At 72.2% G+C, this 14,717-nt stretch carries 18 protein-coding genes; 6 read left to right on the top strand and 12 right to left on the bottom strand.

Annotation, left to right across the window (positions count from 1 at the left end):
* Positions 1-103: 103 nt before the first annotated feature.
* Entirely contained in the window at positions 104-391 is a 288-nt protein-coding gene (locus tag AC068Z_RS19935) for a metal-sensitive transcriptional regulator (protein ID WP_451731608.1), read from the bottom strand.
* An 81-nt stretch (positions 392-472) separates the two neighbouring features.
* Between AC068Z_RS19935 and AC068Z_RS19930 the strand changes: the two genes are divergently transcribed.
* Positions 473-1,063: a rhodanese-like domain-containing protein gene (locus AC068Z_RS19930; protein WP_478556995.1), complete on the top strand. Its 591-nt coding sequence runs from the start codon at positions 473-475 to the stop codon at positions 1,061-1,063.
* Here AC068Z_RS19930 and AC068Z_RS19925 read toward each other — a convergent pair.
* The 4 genes from AC068Z_RS19925 to AC068Z_RS19910 all read right to left on the bottom strand — a co-directional run bounded on the left by AC068Z_RS19925 (position 1,042) and on the right by AC068Z_RS19910 (position 4,570).
* A complete protein-coding gene (locus AC068Z_RS19925) occupies positions 1,042-2,124 on the bottom strand; it encodes a tyrosinase family protein (RefSeq protein WP_478556993.1) in 1,083 nt (360 codons plus the stop codon). The two genes, AC068Z_RS19930 and AC068Z_RS19925, sit on opposite strands and share 22 nt — an antisense overlap.
* Positions 2,111-2,701 carry a hypothetical protein gene (locus AC068Z_RS19920; protein ID WP_478556991.1) on the bottom strand — a complete coding sequence of 197 codons (591 nt, stop codon included), beginning with the start codon at positions 2,699-2,701 and terminating at the stop codon, positions 2,111-2,113. Before AC068Z_RS19920 ends, AC068Z_RS19925 begins: the two co-directional genes overlap by 14 nt.
* A gap of 76 nt (positions 2,702-2,777) precedes the next feature.
* Positions 2,778-3,443, bottom strand: a complete 666-nt coding sequence (locus AC068Z_RS19915) for a response regulator (RefSeq protein WP_478556989.1) — start codon at positions 3,441-3,443, stop codon at positions 2,778-2,780.
* Positions 3,440-4,570 carry a sensor histidine kinase gene (locus AC068Z_RS19910; RefSeq protein ID WP_478556987.1) on the bottom strand — a complete coding sequence of 377 codons (1,131 nt, stop codon included), beginning with the start codon at positions 4,568-4,570 and terminating at the stop codon, positions 3,440-3,442. The genes AC068Z_RS19915 and AC068Z_RS19910 overlap by 4 nt, the downstream gene beginning before the upstream one ends.
* 200 nt (positions 4,571-4,770) lie before the next feature.
* Here AC068Z_RS19910 and AC068Z_RS19905 point away from each other — a divergent pair, with 200 nt between their 5' ends.
* The gene (locus AC068Z_RS19905) at positions 4,771-5,379 is read left to right on the top strand and encodes a hypothetical protein (protein ID WP_478556985.1); all 609 of its coding nucleotides are present in this window, start codon (positions 4,771-4,773) and stop codon (positions 5,377-5,379) included.
* Here AC068Z_RS19905 and AC068Z_RS19900 read toward each other — a convergent pair.
* On the bottom strand, positions 5,340-6,536 hold the full coding sequence (locus AC068Z_RS19900; protein ID WP_478556983.1) for an NAD(P)/FAD-dependent oxidoreductase: 1,197 nt from the start codon (positions 6,534-6,536) through the stop codon (positions 5,340-5,342). The two genes, AC068Z_RS19905 and AC068Z_RS19900, sit on opposite strands and share 40 nt — an antisense overlap.
* A 106-nt stretch (positions 6,537-6,642) precedes the next feature.
* On the opposite strand from AC068Z_RS19900, the gene AC068Z_RS19895 reads away from it, so the two are divergent.
* Positions 6,643-7,083 (top strand): RpiB/LacA/LacB family sugar-phosphate isomerase, encoded by a 441-nt coding sequence (locus tag AC068Z_RS19895; RefSeq protein WP_478556981.1) that lies wholly within the window; start codon positions 6,643-6,645, stop codon positions 7,081-7,083.
* A gap of 70 nt (positions 7,084-7,153) precedes the next feature.
* Here AC068Z_RS19895 and AC068Z_RS19890 read toward each other — a convergent pair whose 3' ends face one another.
* The 4 genes from AC068Z_RS19890 to AC068Z_RS19875 form a co-directional block, all read right to left on the bottom strand.
* Positions 7,154-7,885, bottom strand: coding sequence for a YoaK family protein (locus AC068Z_RS19890; RefSeq protein ID WP_478556979.1), 732 nt, complete (start codon positions 7,883-7,885; stop codon positions 7,154-7,156).
* Positions 7,866-8,396, bottom strand: a complete 531-nt coding sequence (locus tag AC068Z_RS19885; RefSeq protein WP_478556977.1) for a DoxX family protein — start codon at positions 8,394-8,396, stop codon at positions 7,866-7,868. The genes AC068Z_RS19890 and AC068Z_RS19885 overlap by 20 nt, the downstream gene beginning before the upstream one ends.
* Positions 8,397-8,430: 34 nt before the next feature.
* The gene (locus AC068Z_RS19880; RefSeq protein ID WP_478557279.1) at positions 8,431-9,093 is read right to left on the bottom strand and encodes a hydrolase; all 663 of its coding nucleotides are present in this window, start codon (positions 9,091-9,093) and stop codon (positions 8,431-8,433) included.
* Positions 9,094-9,166: 73 nt separating this feature from the next.
* The gene (locus tag AC068Z_RS19875; RefSeq protein WP_478556975.1) at positions 9,167-11,044 is read right to left on the bottom strand and encodes an amidohydrolase; all 1,878 of its coding nucleotides are present in this window, start codon (positions 11,042-11,044) and stop codon (positions 9,167-9,169) included.
* A 334-nt stretch (positions 11,045-11,378) separates the two neighbouring features.
* Between AC068Z_RS19875 and AC068Z_RS19870 the strand changes: the two genes are divergently transcribed.
* Entirely contained in the window at positions 11,379-11,537 is a 159-nt protein-coding gene (locus tag AC068Z_RS19870; RefSeq protein ID WP_478556973.1) for a hypothetical protein, read from the top strand.
* Between the two features lie 3 nt (positions 11,538-11,540).
* On the opposite strand, the gene paaK is transcribed toward AC068Z_RS19870, so the two are convergent.
* Together paaK and paaI are read right to left on the bottom strand one after the other, a co-directional pair.
* Positions 11,541-12,854, bottom strand: a complete 1,314-nt coding sequence (paaK, locus tag AC068Z_RS19865; RefSeq protein WP_478556971.1) for a phenylacetate--CoA ligase PaaK — start codon at positions 12,852-12,854, stop codon at positions 11,541-11,543.
* Complete coding sequence (paaI, locus tag AC068Z_RS19860; protein WP_478556969.1) at positions 12,851-13,276, bottom strand: hydroxyphenylacetyl-CoA thioesterase PaaI; 426 nt, start codon at positions 13,274-13,276, stop codon at positions 12,851-12,853. The genes paaK and paaI overlap by 4 nt, the downstream gene beginning before the upstream one ends.
* Before the next feature lie 174 nt (positions 13,277-13,450).
* Between paaI and paaA the strand changes: the two genes are divergently transcribed.
* Positions 13,451-14,428 carry a 1,2-phenylacetyl-CoA epoxidase subunit PaaA gene (gene paaA / locus AC068Z_RS19855; protein ID WP_478556967.1) on the top strand — a complete coding sequence of 326 codons (978 nt, stop codon included), beginning with the start codon at positions 13,451-13,453 and terminating at the stop codon, positions 14,426-14,428.
* Positions 14,425-14,712, top strand: a complete 288-nt coding sequence (paaB, locus tag AC068Z_RS19850; protein WP_478556965.1) for a 1,2-phenylacetyl-CoA epoxidase subunit PaaB — start codon at positions 14,425-14,427, stop codon at positions 14,710-14,712. Before paaA ends, paaB begins: the two co-directional genes overlap by 4 nt.
* Positions 14,713-14,717 lie beyond the last annotated feature (5 nt).

The following is a 14,717-nucleotide window of genomic DNA, read 5'->3' as shown; positions in this document are numbered from 1 at the left end:
GGCCCCGCGCCCATGCGTGCGCCTTCGATCGGGACCAGCCGTGACGGCCTCGCACCGCCCTTACGCCAGCGACAGGAACAGCCGTGACGCCCCGTACCCGCGCTTACGCCAGCGACAGGAACAGCTTCTCCAGTCGGGCCCGCATCTGCTCGGCGTCCTCGCCCGAGCTGCGGCCGGCCTCGATGTCGCTCACGCACTGCTGCAGCCCGGTGGCGATGATCGCGAAGCCCGCCCGGTCCAGGGCGCGTGACGCGGCGGCGAGCTGCATCACGACCTCCTCACAGTCCCGGCCCTCCTCGATCATCCGGATCACACCGGAGATCTGGCCCTGCGCCCGGCGCAGCCGGTTCAGCACGGCCTTGAGGTCGGCACCCGCGAGGTCCAGTTCCACGATCACTCCTCCAGAAATACCCCTAGGGGTACTCTACGTCCCACTTCGGGACGACGTCGAACACCAAGGATCACATCTGCCATGACCGCTCCCCTCACCCCTGTCGGCATGACCGTCGCCCAGGCCCGCGCCCGGCTGCACGAGGTCACCGTCATCGATGTACGGACCCCCGGCGAATACGCCTCGGGCCATCTGCCCGGCGCCCTCAACCTCCCGCTCGACCGGCTCCGCGCGGCCCTGCCCGAGCTGCGGCAGGCGGGCGAGCTGCTCATGGTGTGCGCCTCGGGCAACCGCTCCGAGAACGCCTGCCGGATCCTGGCCGCCGAAGGCATCGCCGCCGCCACGCTCGCGGGGGGCACCGGCGCCTGGGCGGCCGGAGGCAACGAAGTCCGGCGTCCGGAGGCCGCCCGCGCCGGGTGGGCCATGGAACGCCAAGTGCGGTTCACCGCTGGCGCGGTCGTGCTCCTGGGACTGCTCCTCGGCGCCCTTCTCCACCCCGCCTGGCAGTTGCTCGCGGCGGGTATCGCCGGGGGTCTGGTCTTCTCCGCGCTCACCGACACCTGCGGCATGGGAGCCGTCCTGGGCCGGCTGCCGCACAACCGGCCCCGCGCGGCCGACTGGGAGACCACGCTGACGGTTCTGCGGGGACGTCAGGCCGCGGGCGGCGCGTAGCGGTAGCCCACGGCGTCGACCGTCTCGGTGTCCAGCACGTCCTCCACGCTGACCGGGTCCTCGGCGGAGAAGTCCGGCAGGAGCTGCTTCACCTGGGCGTCGACCAGCGTGTCGTACCCCGCCGCGCCGCCCACCCAGGGCCACATCGGGTCCAGGAGGCGGTGGCCGGGCGGTGCCGGCTGGAGGTCGAACGGCGAGGGCTGGGCCGGCGGCGGATAGTGGTCGCGCGGTTTGGAGCCGGGCACGGCGGCCAGCCGACGGGACTGCCAGTTCGCCCACACCCGGTCCACGTTGGCGTGATGAAGCCAGAACACGGGGTCGTTGGGGGAGAAGCCCTGGGACATGTGGCCGCCGATGAAGTTGTGACCGCTGTTGTGGGCGGGGACGAACACCGGCGAGCCGTTCTCGTCCAGGGCGGAGAAACCCTCCTCCAGCGCGGTCCAGAAATGCCAGAAGGGGTGCACGCCCGGCTGCTCGGGGGCGTACCGCTCCAGCAGCGCGATGTGCGCCCGTCCCGGCGGCCACTGCGCTCCCGCGCCGGCCCTGGCCAGGGACGTACCGAAGGAGTCCGCCAGGAGGGGGTGGACCGGGAATCCCGTCGCTCCCGGCGGATTCGTCGGCCACCAGGCCGGCCGCTCCGCCGGGGGAACCGGGTCGCGGAACACGCTGTCGGTCAGCGGTGCCGGCGAGCCCGAGCCCAAGGAGCCCAGGAAGTCACCGGTGAACAGCCTGGCGACGGCGCCCGGGTGATCGGTCCAGTCCCAGTAGGGGACGGTGACACCGGGGACCTCGGACTGGAGCGCCTTCTCGAACCGCCGGACGTACTGGCGGTGCCAGGCGCAGAACCCGATGTTCCAGTGCGCGAAGTTGACGGTCGTCCCGGTCGGAGTCCCCGGTGGCCGGACCACCATGACCGCGCGATGCAGGGCGACGAACTGGTCGTAGACGCTCGTTCCCGGGGGACCGGCGGGTGCGGGCCGGTGCTTGAGCCGGACGACGGCCTCCAGGAACCGGTCGCGCTCCTGACCGGTGAGGTCCACGGCGCTCTTACGGATGTCCATGGCCGCTCCCGTGGTCGTGCGTGCCGCCCTCGTGGTCGTGCGTGCCGCTCCCGTGGTCGTGCGTGCCACCCCGGTGATCGTGCGTGCCACCCCCGTGGTCGTGCGTGTCGCGGGTGGGTGAGTGATCGTGCTCCAGATGGCCGGCGGCCGCGACGCCGTGCAGGCCGGCGAAGAAGGAGCGGTCGGGATCGTCCGTCAGGAGCCGAGTCAGCAGCTCCCGGAAGGTCTCTCCCGTCCGGGTGCTCAGGACCAGCTCGCTCTGGTACATGTTCGCGGGGCCGAGCCCGATCCGGAGCAGTACCCCGGCCCGGTACGGCGCGACCGCGATCTCCACCGGGCGGACGCCGACCGCCCCGCAGTGCACCGAGGCCTCCAGGCTGTCGGCGAGCTCCTTCAGGCGGTGCGCGGTGCAGCCGTCGGCCGCGGTCAGGGTCGTCAGCAGGCTCAGGTGGTCGTACAGCATGCGGGGCCCGGTGACGACGACCCGGACCTCGGGTACGTCGACGAGCAGGTCCACGAGCGAGGCGCCCCCCTTGCTGAGGGCCAGGGTCGTACTGCGGGCGGTGGCGGTCGGCATATGCCAAGCGTCCGGCCGGCCGGTGGTGTGCCGCGACCCCGGGACGCCCGAACGAGGGTCCGCCCGCCCGCAACCGTCACAGCAGGCCGAGGTCCCGGGCCCGCAGGGCGGCCTGGGTGCGGTCGCGCAGGGACAGCCGGGTGAGGATGCGGGATATGTGGTTCTTGACCGTGCCCTCGCTCAGGAACAGCCGCGCGGCGATCTCCCGGTTCGTGTGGCCATGGGCCACCAGCCGCAGGATGTCGATCTCGCGCGGGGTCAGATCGGCCGGGGCCGACGCGGCCGTGGGGGCCGCGGGACCGGGGGAGGGCAGGGCCTCGGTGAGGCGGCGGGCCACCGAGGACTCCAGCTGGGTGACGCCCGCGTGCGCCAGCCGCACCGCCCGCGCGAGTTCCTCGGCCGGCAGGTCCTTGAGGAGATAGCCGCTCGCCCCGGCCCGCAGCGCCCGCAGGACGTAGTCCTCGTCGTCGAAGGTCGTCAGCATCACCACCCGGCACTCCGGCGCCCGCTCGCGCAGCACGGCGACCGCCTCGACGCCGTCGAGCTCCGGCATCCGTACGTCCATCAGCACGACGTCCGGCCGCAGTTCGAGCGCCACGGCCACCGCTTCCCGGCCGTCCGCGGCCGTTGCGACCACCGCGATGCCCGGCCGCAGGGACAGCAGGGAGGCGATGCCGTCGCGGATCAGCCGCTGGTCGTCGACCACCAACACCCGTACCGACTCCTCCGGTTGCCCACTCACGCCCCGTCCCCTCTGCCGCGCGGCACGGTCACCGTCAGCCGGGTCCCGGCGCCCGGACTGCTGTCGACCCGCACGCTCCCCGCCACCAGTTGGACCCGCTCCCGCATCCCGAGCAGGCCGAACCCGCCGGTCGCCCGGTCCGGCGCGAACCCGCAGCCGTCGTCGGCCACCACCAGCCGCGCGTCCTCCCGCGCCAGCTCCAGGGTGACCGTCACCCGCGAGGCACGGGCATGGCGGCGCGCGTTGGTCAGCCCCTCCTGCGCGGCCCGGTACAGGGCGGTCAACTCGGCCGTGCCGTAGCCGTCCTCGTCGCCCTTCACCTCGACCGTGACCCGGGGCAGCGCCCCGCCGTCGCCCGCCAGGTCGGCGAGCGCGACCGCGAGCCTGGGACGGGCCGTGGCGCCGCGCAGCACGCGGACCGACTGCCGTACGTCGCCCAGGGCGAGCTTCGCCGACCGGCGCGCCTCGGCCATGGCCCGCCCGGCGACCTCCGGGTCCAGCGTTCTGAACTCCGCGGCCATCTCCAACTGCACCGAGACGGCGGTGAGATGGTGCCCGAGACTGTCGTGGAGGTCCCGGGCCAGCCGGTTGCGCTCGGCGGCGGCGGACAGTTCCGCGACACGCGCCGCGGACTCCTGGGCGGCGAGCCGGGCACGCTGCTCGCCGACGGCCACGGCGGCCATGGACAGCGCCAGGATCAGACCCACGCACAGCATCAGCAGGTCCGACACGTGCTCCAGTTCGCGGTGCCAGCCGGGGGAGGTCAGCGCCCAGGTGGTGATCAGTGCGGCCGGACACAGCGCGGCCAGGGCGAGGGCGGCCGTTCGGCCGTACGCGAAGTAGGCGGTGAACGGCAGCAGGACGACAAGGACTTGGGACAGCCCCGACGAGTCCAGGGCCACCACCGTGCCGATCAGTGCGAGGCGCGTCAGGAGCAGCGGCAACCGGGGCAGCGGCCGGCGTCCCGTGGCAGCCTCCAGGGCGAACAGCGCCGCTGTCGCGGTGACGAAGCCGGCCGTCCGCGGGAGCGAGGGAGCGGAGACGGCCACCGCCTGGTACAGGCCGCCGACGAGCACCGCGCCGTACAACAGCGGCGCCACCCACCGCACAGGCACATAGGCCGTCATGCGCACCCCCTTGCCGTCAGATTAGGCCGCCGAGGCCGCCGGCGGACCGTGCCGGACGACACATGCCGAACGGCCATCGGCGTGACGGCAGTTGGTGACGTCCGGCGCTCGGATGTCGCCGCTTCCCCTCTCCCGTCGCTGCCCGGTCGCGCCCCAAGCTGGCCGCCCGAACCGCCCCACCGAACCGAGGAGTTGGCCCCATGACCGCTGTCTCCACCGCCGCCCCGCCGTCCGCGCCCCGCCTCCGCCTGGGCGCGCTGTGCGGGGCGCTCTCCGGTCTGCTCATCGCCCTGTCCGCGCTGGTCGAGGCGTTCACCGGGGAGACCTCCGCGACCAGTTGCGTGCTGGCCGTCTCCCCGGCCTTCGCCCTGCCGCTGCTCGGCGCCCTGCATCTGGCGCAGGGCGCCGCCACCGGCCGCTTCGCGGACACCGCCCACACCGTGAACATCATCGGCCTCGGCCTGTTCGGCGGCGCCGCGTTCGCCTCGAACCTCGTCCTGTTCCACTTCGACGACGAGGTCATCGAGGAGACCCTGACCGGCCCCACGATTCCCGTGCTCATCGGCTCGGCGGCCGTCTTCGCCGCGGGCTGCGCCGCGTTCGGGGCGGCGCTCGTCCGAGCCCGCGTCTTCCCCAGGATCCCGTCCTGGGGATACGCCGTCGTCCTGCCGGTGTTCGCGTTCCTGACCGCGCTGCCGGACTCCCCGCTCACCATCGCCCTGCACGTCATCGTCGGTGCCGTCCTGGTGTGGCTGTCGATCGCCCTGCGTCAGCTCACCGGGAGGCCGGGCGGGTTCGTCGAGGGCTGAGCGGCCCGCAGCTGCTCCCGGCGGTGCGGGCCCTTGGGCCAGTGGTGGGAACCGGGCTTGCGGGCCTCGTTCACCAGGTGCTTGACACTGAAGGTGTACGTCATCTCCTTCAGCCGCGCACCGGCCCGGCCGGGGACGTAGAGCCGCCGCGCGGTGTCGTCCTTGTGCGCGAGCTGGAAGATGCCGGCGTGGCGGCCCAGGCTGACGCACATGGCGTTGAAGGACATGTCGACCGGCTCGGGCCGCCGTCCCGCGAGGCGGTGGAGCACGGTGTCGGCGGCGTGCGCGCCGAGGCAGCCCGCCACGTAGGCGCTCATCCGGAAGGGGAGGTCCGACGGAGCGGACGAGTCGCCCGCCGCGACGACGCGCTCGTCGTCGACGCCGGTGAGCGTCTCGTCCGTGAGCAGGCGGCCCTCCGCGTCGGTGCTCAGCCCGCTGCGCGCGGCCAGATCGGGCACGCCGAAGCCGGCGGTCCAGATCGTCACCGTGCTGGGCAGCTCGCGGCCGTCGGCGAGCCGTACGGCGTCGCGGGACACGGCCGTCACCTTCGTGCCGGGGCCGTCGAGCACGGTCGCCCCGAGCCGGGTGAGCCGCTTGGCGGCCGTACGGCGGGCCTTGGGGTGGAGGTACGCGCCGAGCGGTCCGCCGCAGACGAGGGTGACCCGGCGGCCCCGCTCCGCCAGCTCGGCGGCGGTCTCGATGCCGGTCGGACCCGCGCCGACCACGGTCACCGGGGCCGTCGTCGGCGTGCCGTCGAGGATCGACCGCAGCCGTCGCGCCGCCTCCAGGGTGGCGACGGGGTGGGCGAACTCGGCCGCCCCGGGCACCCGCGGATCGGCGCTGCCGCTGCCCACGGCGTAGACCAGGTAGTCGTAGCGCAGGGCGCCGCCGCTCTTGAGCTCCACGCGCCGCCCGGCCACGTCGATCCGCTCCACGCTGTCGACCACCAGGCCGACCCGCTCGGCCAGCAGGTCGCCGAAGTCGAGCACCACGTCCTGCTCACCGCCGACCAGCTGGTGCAGGCGGAGCCGCGGGACGAAGGTCGGGCGGGGGTTGATCAGGGTCACGGTCACGTCGTCGCGCTGCGTCAGCCGGTTCGCCGCCATGACGCCCGCGTATCCGCCGCCGACCACGACGACCTGGTGGTTCTCGCTCATGGTGTCTCCTCCGCTTCAGGGGTTCGGCCTCAAGACACCGCGCGGCCGATCCCTGTGACAGCACGTGACGCGGGTCACCCGGCGGAGGGCTGAGTAGGCTGCGGGCATGCGGATCTCCGTCTCCTCCGACATGGACGAACCCGTCGCCCGCTTCCTCCTCGCGGAGCTGGAGCGGCGCGGCCACGAGACCGTGGCGCACGGGGCGCTGCGGCCGGGCGACGACCCCCAGTGGGCCGTGTGCTCCGAGGCCGCCGCCCGCGAGGTGGCCGACGGCCGGGCCGACCAGGCCGTGGTCTGCTGCTGGACCGGCACCGGCGCCTCCATCGCCGCGAACAAGGTGTCCGGGGTCCGGGCGGCCCTGTGCACGGACGCCTACACGGCGGACGGCGCGCGCCGCTGGAACGACGCCAATGTGCTCGCCCTCAGTCTGCGGCTGACGTCCGAGCCGCTGCTGAAGGAGATCCTCGACGCCTGGTTCGCGAGCGAGGCCAGCCAGGACGCCGAGGACCGGCGGAACGTGGATCACCTGGGACGGCTGGACGCGTAGATCAGCGGCGGCCCAAAAGCTCAAGGCCTCAAGGCCTCAAGGCCTCAAGGCCTCAAGGCGCCGCAATGGCTCAGGGCCGGATCCAGGGGGCGTCGGCCCTCGACAGGCGGTGCGCGGTCACCGACGTGACCGCCAGCAGCACCAGCGTCAGGAGCAGCAGCGGGACCAGGTGGTCGTCGAGCAGCAGCGCCGCGCCGATGAGGGCGCCCAGGAACATGGCGAGGACGGAGAGGACACGGCGCCCGGGGCGCGGAGCCTCGCCGCCGGCCGTGGAGGAGTCCGCGGCGAGGCCGGTCAGGGTGAGGGTGAGCACGGTCGTCGTCAGGTCCGGCACCCCGAGGCGCCGGGCGACCGCGTTCTGCAGGCCCATGGCGAGCCCCAGGAACACGATCAGCGTGTACTGGACGCCGGTTCCGACCCGCCCGTCCGTCACGGCGGCGACCACCACGGTCACCGCGACCAGGAGCGTCTGCACGGCCGTCGCCGACGTCAGCAGCCGTCCGCGGTGGGAGGCGTACCGCGCGCCGACCCGGCCCCCGGCCAGCGCGCCGGCCAGGAAGGCGACCACCGCGACCGCGGAGGCGAGCGCGGACAGGCTCTCGGCGCCCGCCAGGGCGAAGCCGAGGAAGACCACGTTGCCGGTCATGTTGGCCACGAAGACATGCCCGAGGGCGAGATAACTGACCGCGTCGACCAGGCCGGTGACCACGGTGAGGGTCAACAGCAGAGGCGGCAGCGGCCCGTGCCGGTCCCCACCCCGCGGCACCAGCGTGCGGAACGCGTCAGTCAGCAGCTTGCGCATACCTGGTCCTCTCCTCCGGCGTCCTCTCCTCCGGCCGGTGCAGCACCGCCCGCGTGAGCAGCCCGCTCGCCGGACCCAGCACGATCGCGGCGACCGCCACCCACTCCGGCCACGCAGTGGCGCCCAGCGCGTGGTCCGCGGACCAGCGTCCCGGCCCGGTCAGCGCGAGCGCCGCCGACACGACGACGAGGACGAGCGGATACTCGTAGCCGTCGTGCTGCACCCACAGCCCCTTCGGCCACTTCACGGTGCCCGCGACCGTCATCACGCCCATGGCTGCCATCGCGGCCAGGGGCGTGAGCAGTCCGGCCGCCAGGAACAGGCCGGAACCGATCTGACTGGCACCGGCGACCAGCGCCGTCAGCTTCCCGCCGCGGAAGCCGTCGTGGCGGAACTCCTCGGTGCCGCCCGCCAGCCCGTCGCCGCCGAGCCGGAAGCTGACCTTCTGCACTCCGTGCCCGGCGATGAGGAGTCCTACGGTGAGCCGGAGCAGCAGCAGCCCGGTGTCCATCGTCTTCCCGCCTGTTCCTGACGTGAGTGGGTGATCAGCCGGCGGCGTGCGCGCCGATGACGGACTGGGCGTAGACGATGCCGAGGCCGTAGGCCCCGCCGTTCTCCTTCACGACATCCGTCACCGCGGTGTACGTCTCCGTGCGGGCCCAGTCGCGCTGGAGCTCCAGCAGCACCTGCACCCAGGTGACCGGGATCGCCCCGGCCTGGATCATGCGCTGGACGGCGTGTTCGTGGGCCTGCGGGCTGACGCCGCCCGAGGCGTCGGTGACGACGTAGACCTCGTAGCCCTGGGAGAGCGCGGACAGGGCGGGCAGGACGACGCAGACCTCGGTCCACAGCCCCGCCAGGACCAGCTTGCGGCGGCCGGTGGCCTTGACGGCCTCGACGAAGTTCACGTCCTCCCAGGCGTTCATCGTCGTCCGGTCGATGATCTTCTGGTCGGGGAAGACGTCCGCGAGCTGCGGCATGATCGGGCCGGAGAACGACTCGGCGGCGACCGTGCTCAGCACGACCGGCACGTCGAAGACCCGGGCGGCCTTCGCCAGTCCCACGGTGGCGTTGATGATCGCGGTGCGGTCGCCGCTGCCGGTGCCGAAGAACATCTGCGGCTGGTGGTCCACGAAGAGGACCGCGCAGTTGTCGGGGGTGAGCAGGTCAGGGCTGGGAGCGGCGGTGACCTCGGCGATGTCGACCATGGTGGAGACCTTTCTGGACAGGGGTGATGAGGGTTTGTCGGACATGCGGTGACGGACCGTCAAATCGGTTCCGTCAGAGGGAGAAGCAGGGGTCGAACGGCGTCGCGGTGCCGTCCGGGGTGAGGCCGCGGGCGACGCGCCACTGGCGGTGGTGCTCGGACTCGGCGACCGCCTCGCCGAGCAGGACGGCCTGGCGGACGCCCGCGTGTGGGGCGGCCTGGTAGCCGCCGAAGTGGGCGACCGGGCTCCAGGCGGGGCTCACCGCGGGCAGTTCCTCGTCGAGCCCCTCGTACTCGGCGGCGGCGTAGACGATGCGGCCGCCCGTCACCGTCAGCAGCGACTCGATGTGCGCGATCTCCGGCTCGGGGACGGTGAAGTAGTCGTCGGACAGTACGGCCAGATCGCCGTAACAGCCCGGTCGCAGCACGCCCTTGACCTCGTCCTCGCCGGTCAGCTCGGCGCCCGCGCGGGTGAACATCGCCAGCGCGGTCTCCCGGTCGACCCGGTTGGACCTCGGGCGCAGTTCCAGATCGCCCACGCTCCGGCCGCTGACCAGCCAGTGCAGCGCCACCCAGGGGTTGTACGTCGACACGCGCGTCGCGTCCGTGCCGGCGGCCACGGTCAGACCGCGGTCCAGCATGGCGCGGAGCGGTGGGGCGTCCGCGGCGGCGCCGGGGCCGTAGCGCCGCAGGAACGCCTCGCCCTGGAAGGACAGGCGGTTCTGCACGGACATCGCGCCGCCGAGCGCGGCGATACGGTCCAGGCTCGCGGGGGAGACGGTCTCGGCGTGGTCGAACAGCCACCGGTTGCCGGCGGGGAAGAGCCCCTCGGCGGCGAGCTTCTCGAACACGGTGAGGTCGCGGCGGATGGTCTCGTCGTAGGTGGCGTGCAGCCGGAATCCCCAGCCGCGTTCCATGAGCAGCCGTACCGCCTTCTCGAACTCGGGCTCGTAATCCGTGAGTTCCGGGCGGGGCTGGGTGAAGTTCTCGAAGTCGGCGGCGGCCCAGGTGAGATTCTCGCCCGCGCCGTTCAGCCGCAGCCATTCATCGCCGTCCTCGGGGCTCACCATTTCGGTCCAGCGCGTCAGGTCGGCTATTTCCTGGCCCGGTGTCTGCGGGAACAGGTGATAGGCGATCCGCAGGGACAACTGCCGGGCTTCGGCGAGTTCGACGACGGTCGCGTAATGGTCGGGGAAGTTCTGGAATCCGCCGGCGGCGTCGATCGCCGAGGTCAGTCCGAAACGGTTCAGCTCGCGCAGGAAATGCCGGGTCGAGGTCTTTCTGTCCTCTCCCTCCAGCATCGGCGCCTTGGCGAGGGTCGAGTACAGGATCAGGGCGCTGGGCGCGGCGAGCAGCAGGCCCGTGGGTTCCCCGTCCCGGCCGCGCACGATCTGGCCGCCCTTGAGGTCGGGCGTGTCCCGGGTGAAGCCGGCCGCCTTGAGCGCGGCCCGGTTCAGCACCGCCGACTGGTACAGGTGCAGCACGAACACCGGGGTGTCCGGGGCGGCGGCGTTCAGTTCGGCCGCCGTCGGCAGCCGGCGCTCGGCGAACTGCTCCGCCGACCAGCCGCCCACCACCCGCACCCACTGGCCCTTCGGGGTGCGCGCGGCCTGCTCCCGCAGCATCGCAAGGCCCTGACGCAGACTGCGCACCCCGTCCCAGCGCAGCTCCAGCACGTAGTTGAGGCCACCGCGGATCACATGAAGGTGGGCGTCGTTGAGGCCGGGGACCATCCGCCGGCCGAGCGCGTCGACCACCTTCGTGGCCGGACCGATCCCGTCCGCCACGTCCTTGTCGTCGCCGACGACCGTGATCACCCCGTCCCGGACGGCGAGCGCCTCCGCGTGCGGGCGGCGCGGATCGCCGGTGTGGATACGGGCGTTGCGGACCACGAGGTCCGCCGCGTTGTCGTCGGCTCGCGGAACCAGCCCGCCGACCGGCATCGTCGACATTTTCGGAAACCCCCTTTGCGGATACGGCGAATTCGGCTCTGGGCACCGAAGTTAGGGGTTTCGAATGGGTGTCTGGGTTCCACGAGTGCACCGGGGATGGTCCGACAGTGCATTCCCGCGGTGCGCTCTCGGACAGCACCAAATGAGCCTCCGGCCCCGGCTGCACCAGAAGGGAGAGTTCATCCAGGAATTCCGAACGGTCAAGCAGTTTCCGCTCGCTGCACGCGGAGTGGCCGAGCCGATATCGATCGCCGACGCGGCGCACGGGTGCGGCGCATGGTGCGCTGGAGGGTGCGCTCGCTGACGGGTGCGGGCGCCCCACACGGTGGGGCGGGTGACCGAGAACGTCGAGCGCGCCGCGCACCTGCTGCGGACCACGGACCAGCCGCTGGAGGTCATCGCTCGCAAGGTCGGCTACGAGCACGCCCACACCCTCCGCGTGCTGCTGCGCGAACGCACCGGGGAGACGGCGGGCAGCCTGCGCGGGCGCTGACCCCTACTCCTTGCGCAGGTCCTTGACCCGCTTCAGCTTGCCGAGCGAACGCTCCAGCGTCTCCGGCTCCACGATCTCCACCTCGACGGTGACCCCGACGCCGTCCTTCACACCCTGGGCGATGGCCCCGGCGGCCGTCCGGCGCTGCTCGGGCCCGGCGTCGGGGCGGGCCTCGACGCGGACGGTCATGTGGTCCATCCGGCCGTGCCGGCTGAGCTGGATCTGGAAGTGCGGGGCGACCGCCGGGGTGCGCAGCACGATCTCCTCGATCTGGGTCGGGAAGACGTTCACCCCGCGCAGGATGATCATGTCGTCGCTGCGGCCGGTCACCTTCCGCATCCGGCGGAACGCGGGCCGGGCGGTGCCCGGGAGCAGCCGGGTCAGGTCGCGGGTACGGTACCGGATGATCGGCAGCGCCTCCTTGGTGAGCGAGGTGAAGACGATCTCGCCCTCCTCGCCCTCGGCCATGATCTCGCCCGTGAGCGGGTCGACGATCTCCGGGTAGAAGTGGTCCTCCCAGATGTGCAGTCCGTCCTTGGTCTCCACGCACTCCTGCGCCACACCCGGGCCGATCACCTCGGACAGCCCGTATATGTCCACCGCGTGGATCCCGGCCCGCTCCTCGATCTCGCGGCGCATCTCCTCCGTCCACGGCTCGGCGCCGAAGATGCCGACCTTCAGCGAGCTGTCGCGCGGATCGACGCCCTGCTTCTCGAACTCGTCGAGCAGGGTGAGCATGTAGGACGGGGTGACCATGATGATCTCGGGCCGGAAGTCCTGGATGATCTGCACCTGCCGGGCCGTCATCCCGCCGGAGGCGGGGATCACCGTGCAGCCGGCGCGTTCGGCGCCGTAGTGGGCGCCGAGTCCGCCGGTGAACAGGCCGTAGCCGTAGGAGACGTGCACCTTGTGGCCGGGGCGGCCGCCGGCGGCCCGGATCGAGCGGGCGACCACGTCCGACCACATCGACAGGTCGTTCTCGGTGTAGCCGACGACCGTGGGCCGGCCGGTGGTGCCGCTGGAGGCGTGCACCCGGCGCACCTGGTCCATGGGCACGGCGAACATGCCGAACGGGTAGGTGTCCCGGAGGTCGGCCTTGGTGGTGAACGGGAACCGGGCGAGGTCCTCCAGGGCGCGGCAGTCGTCCGGGGTGACACCGGCCTCGTCGAACTTCTCGCGGTACAGCTCCACATGGTCGTAGGCGTGCCGCAACGTCGCGCGGAGGCGGTCGAGCTGGAGCTCCCTGAGCTGCTCGCGGGTCAACCGCTCGGCCTCGTCCAGCAGATGGTGGGGGAGGGGCTCGCCCAGGTTGCTCATCGCGACTCCTTCGGCGCGTGTGTCGTCGTACTGCCGATGCTGCGGCTGCGTCCGCGGAACTCCGCGACGACCTCGTCGCCCCGCAGGACACTCACGTCGTAGATGCCGCTGCGGCCGAACCGGGTGCGCTCCTGCGCGCGGGCCACGAGCACGTCGCCCTCGTACGCCGGGGCGACGAAGGTGATGTCGGCGCCCGCGGCGACGGTCACCGGGCCGTGGCTGTTGCACGCGCAGGCGAAGGCGGTGTCGGCGAGCAGGAAGACATAGCCGCCGTGGGCGATGCCGTGTCCGTTCACCATCGCCGCGGTCACGGTCATGCGCAGCACGGCCGTCCCCTCGCCGTGCTCCAGCAGCTCGATCCCGAGACCCCGGGAGGCCTGGTCCGCGGCGAACATCGCCGCCGCGGGGTGTGTCGTGGTCATCTCCACCACTTCCTGTCCCAACCGACCATTCGGTCTGCATTCGGCACGGCCAAACAATCAGCCGGGGCGTACGGCTGTCAAGGGTCCGTTCCCGCCCTCCAAGGGTCTTGCCGGAGCCACGGAAACGCGTCACACTGGAGACCGAACGAATGGTCGGTTGGGAAGCTGGTGGAGATGACCACGACACACCTCGCCGAGGCCGTGCCCCCGGAGCCCCCGGAGGCGCTCCAGGAGCACTTCGACGCGACGATCGCGCGCGACCAGCGCATCGAGCCGCGCGACTGGATGCCCGAGGGCTACCGCAAGACGCTGGTCCGGCAGATCGCGCAGCACGCCCACTCGGAGATCATCGGCATGCAGCCCGAGGGGGAGTGGATCAGCCGCGCGCCGTCGCTGCGCCGCAAGGCCATCCTGTTCGCCAAGGTGCAGGACGAGGCCGGACACGGGCTCTACCTGTACTCGGCCGCCGAGACCCTCGGCGCGGACCGCGCGGACCTCACCGACCGGCTGATCGAGGGCCGCCAGAAGTACTCCTCGATCTTCAACTACCCCACACTGAGCTTCGCCGACGTCGGCGTCATCGGCTGGTTCGTCGACGGCGCCGCGATCTGCAACCAGGTCCCGCTGTGCCGCAGCTCCTACGGCCCCTACGCGCGCGCGATGGTGCGGATCTGCAAGGAGGAGTCGTTCCACCAGCGGCAGGGCTACGAACTGCTGCTGACGATGATGCGCGGCACCGAGGGCCAGCGGGAGATGGTGCAGGACGCGGTGAACCGCTGGTGGTGGCCGTCGCTGATGATGTTCGGCCCGCCCGACGACGCCTCCCCCAACTCGGCCCAGTCGATGGCCTGGAAGATCAAGCGGCACAGCAACGACGAACTGCGCCGGCGCTTCGTCGACATGACCGTCCCGCAGGCCGAGAAGCTCGGCGTCACGCTGCCCGACCCGGAGCTGAAGTGGAACGCCGAGCGCGGCCGGCACGACTTCGGCACCCCCGACTGGGACGAGCTGATGCGGGTGATCAAGGGCGGCGGACCGTGCAACGCCCAGCGGATGGAACGGCGCAGGAGCGCCCACGAGGAAGGCGCCTGGGTGCGCGAGGCGGCCACCGCCCACGCGGCCAAGCGGGCCCGGAAGGAACCGGCGGCATGAGCAACACCGACTGGCCTCTGTACGAGGTGTTCGTGCGCGGCAAGCGCGGCCTGAACCACGTCCACGTGGGCTCGCTGCACGCCGCCGACGACACGATGGCCCTCACCCACGCCCGCGACCTGTACACCCGGCGCAACGAGGGCGTGTCGATCTGGGTGGTGCGCTCCGAGCACATCGCCGCCTCCACCCGCGACGAGAAGGACCCCTTCTTCGCGCCCAGCGCGGACAAGGTCTACCGCCACCCGACCTTCTACGACATCCCCGACGATGTCCCGCACATTTAGGAGCC

The sequence above is a fragment of the Streptomyces sp. NPDC043726 genome, assembly GCF_056436565.1.
The sequence above is the reverse complement of the archived record's forward strand: the minus strand, read 5'-3'. Positions and strand labels throughout refer to the sequence as shown.

Bases quoted from the DNA above. Each gene is read 5' to 3' on its own strand.
- AC068Z_RS19925 (WP_478556993.1), bottom strand. From the start codon at position 2,124: ATGGACATCCGTAAGAGCGCCGTGGACCTCACCGGTCAGGAGCGCGAC.
- paaK (WP_478556971.1), bottom strand. From the start codon at position 12,854: ATGAGCAACCTGGGCGAGCCCCTCCCCCACCATCTGCTGGACGAGGCC.
- AC068Z_RS19910 (WP_478556987.1), bottom strand. From the start codon at position 4,570: ATGACGGCCTATGTGCCTGTGCGGTGGGTGGCGCCGCTGTTGTACGGC.
- AC068Z_RS19895 (WP_478556981.1), top strand. From the start codon at position 6,643: ATGCGGATCTCCGTCTCCTCCGACATGGACGAACCCGTCGCCCGCTTC.
- AC068Z_RS19930 (WP_478556995.1), top strand. From the start codon at position 473: ATGACCGCTCCCCTCACCCCTGTCGGCATGACCGTCGCCCAGGCCCGC.
- paaB (WP_478556965.1), top strand. From the start codon at position 14,425: ATGAGCAACACCGACTGGCCTCTGTACGAGGTGTTCGTGCGCGGCAAG.
- AC068Z_RS19880 (WP_478557279.1), bottom strand. From the start codon at position 9,093: ATGGTCGACATCGCCGAGGTCACCGCCGCTCCCAGCCCTGACCTGCTC.
- paaA (WP_478556967.1), top strand. From the start codon at position 13,451: ATGACCACGACACACCTCGCCGAGGCCGTGCCCCCGGAGCCCCCGGAG.
- AC068Z_RS19875 (WP_478556975.1), bottom strand. From the start codon at position 11,044: ATGTCGACGATGCCGGTCGGCGGGCTGGTTCCGCGAGCCGACGACAAC.
- AC068Z_RS19920 (WP_478556991.1), bottom strand. From the start codon at position 2,701: ATGCCGACCGCCACCGCCCGCAGTACGACCCTGGCCCTCAGCAAGGGG.
- paaI (WP_478556969.1), bottom strand. From the start codon at position 13,276: ATGACCACGACACACCCCGCGGCGGCGATGTTCGCCGCGGACCAGGCC.
- AC068Z_RS19890 (WP_478556979.1), bottom strand. From the start codon at position 7,885: ATGCGCAAGCTGCTGACTGACGCGTTCCGCACGCTGGTGCCGCGGGGT.
- AC068Z_RS19900 (WP_478556983.1), bottom strand. From the start codon at position 6,536: ATGAGCGAGAACCACCAGGTCGTCGTGGTCGGCGGCGGATACGCGGGC.
- AC068Z_RS19885 (WP_478556977.1), bottom strand. From the start codon at position 8,396: ATGGACACCGGGCTGCTGCTGCTCCGGCTCACCGTAGGACTCCTCATC.
- AC068Z_RS19905 (WP_478556985.1), top strand. From the start codon at position 4,771: ATGACCGCTGTCTCCACCGCCGCCCCGCCGTCCGCGCCCCGCCTCCGC.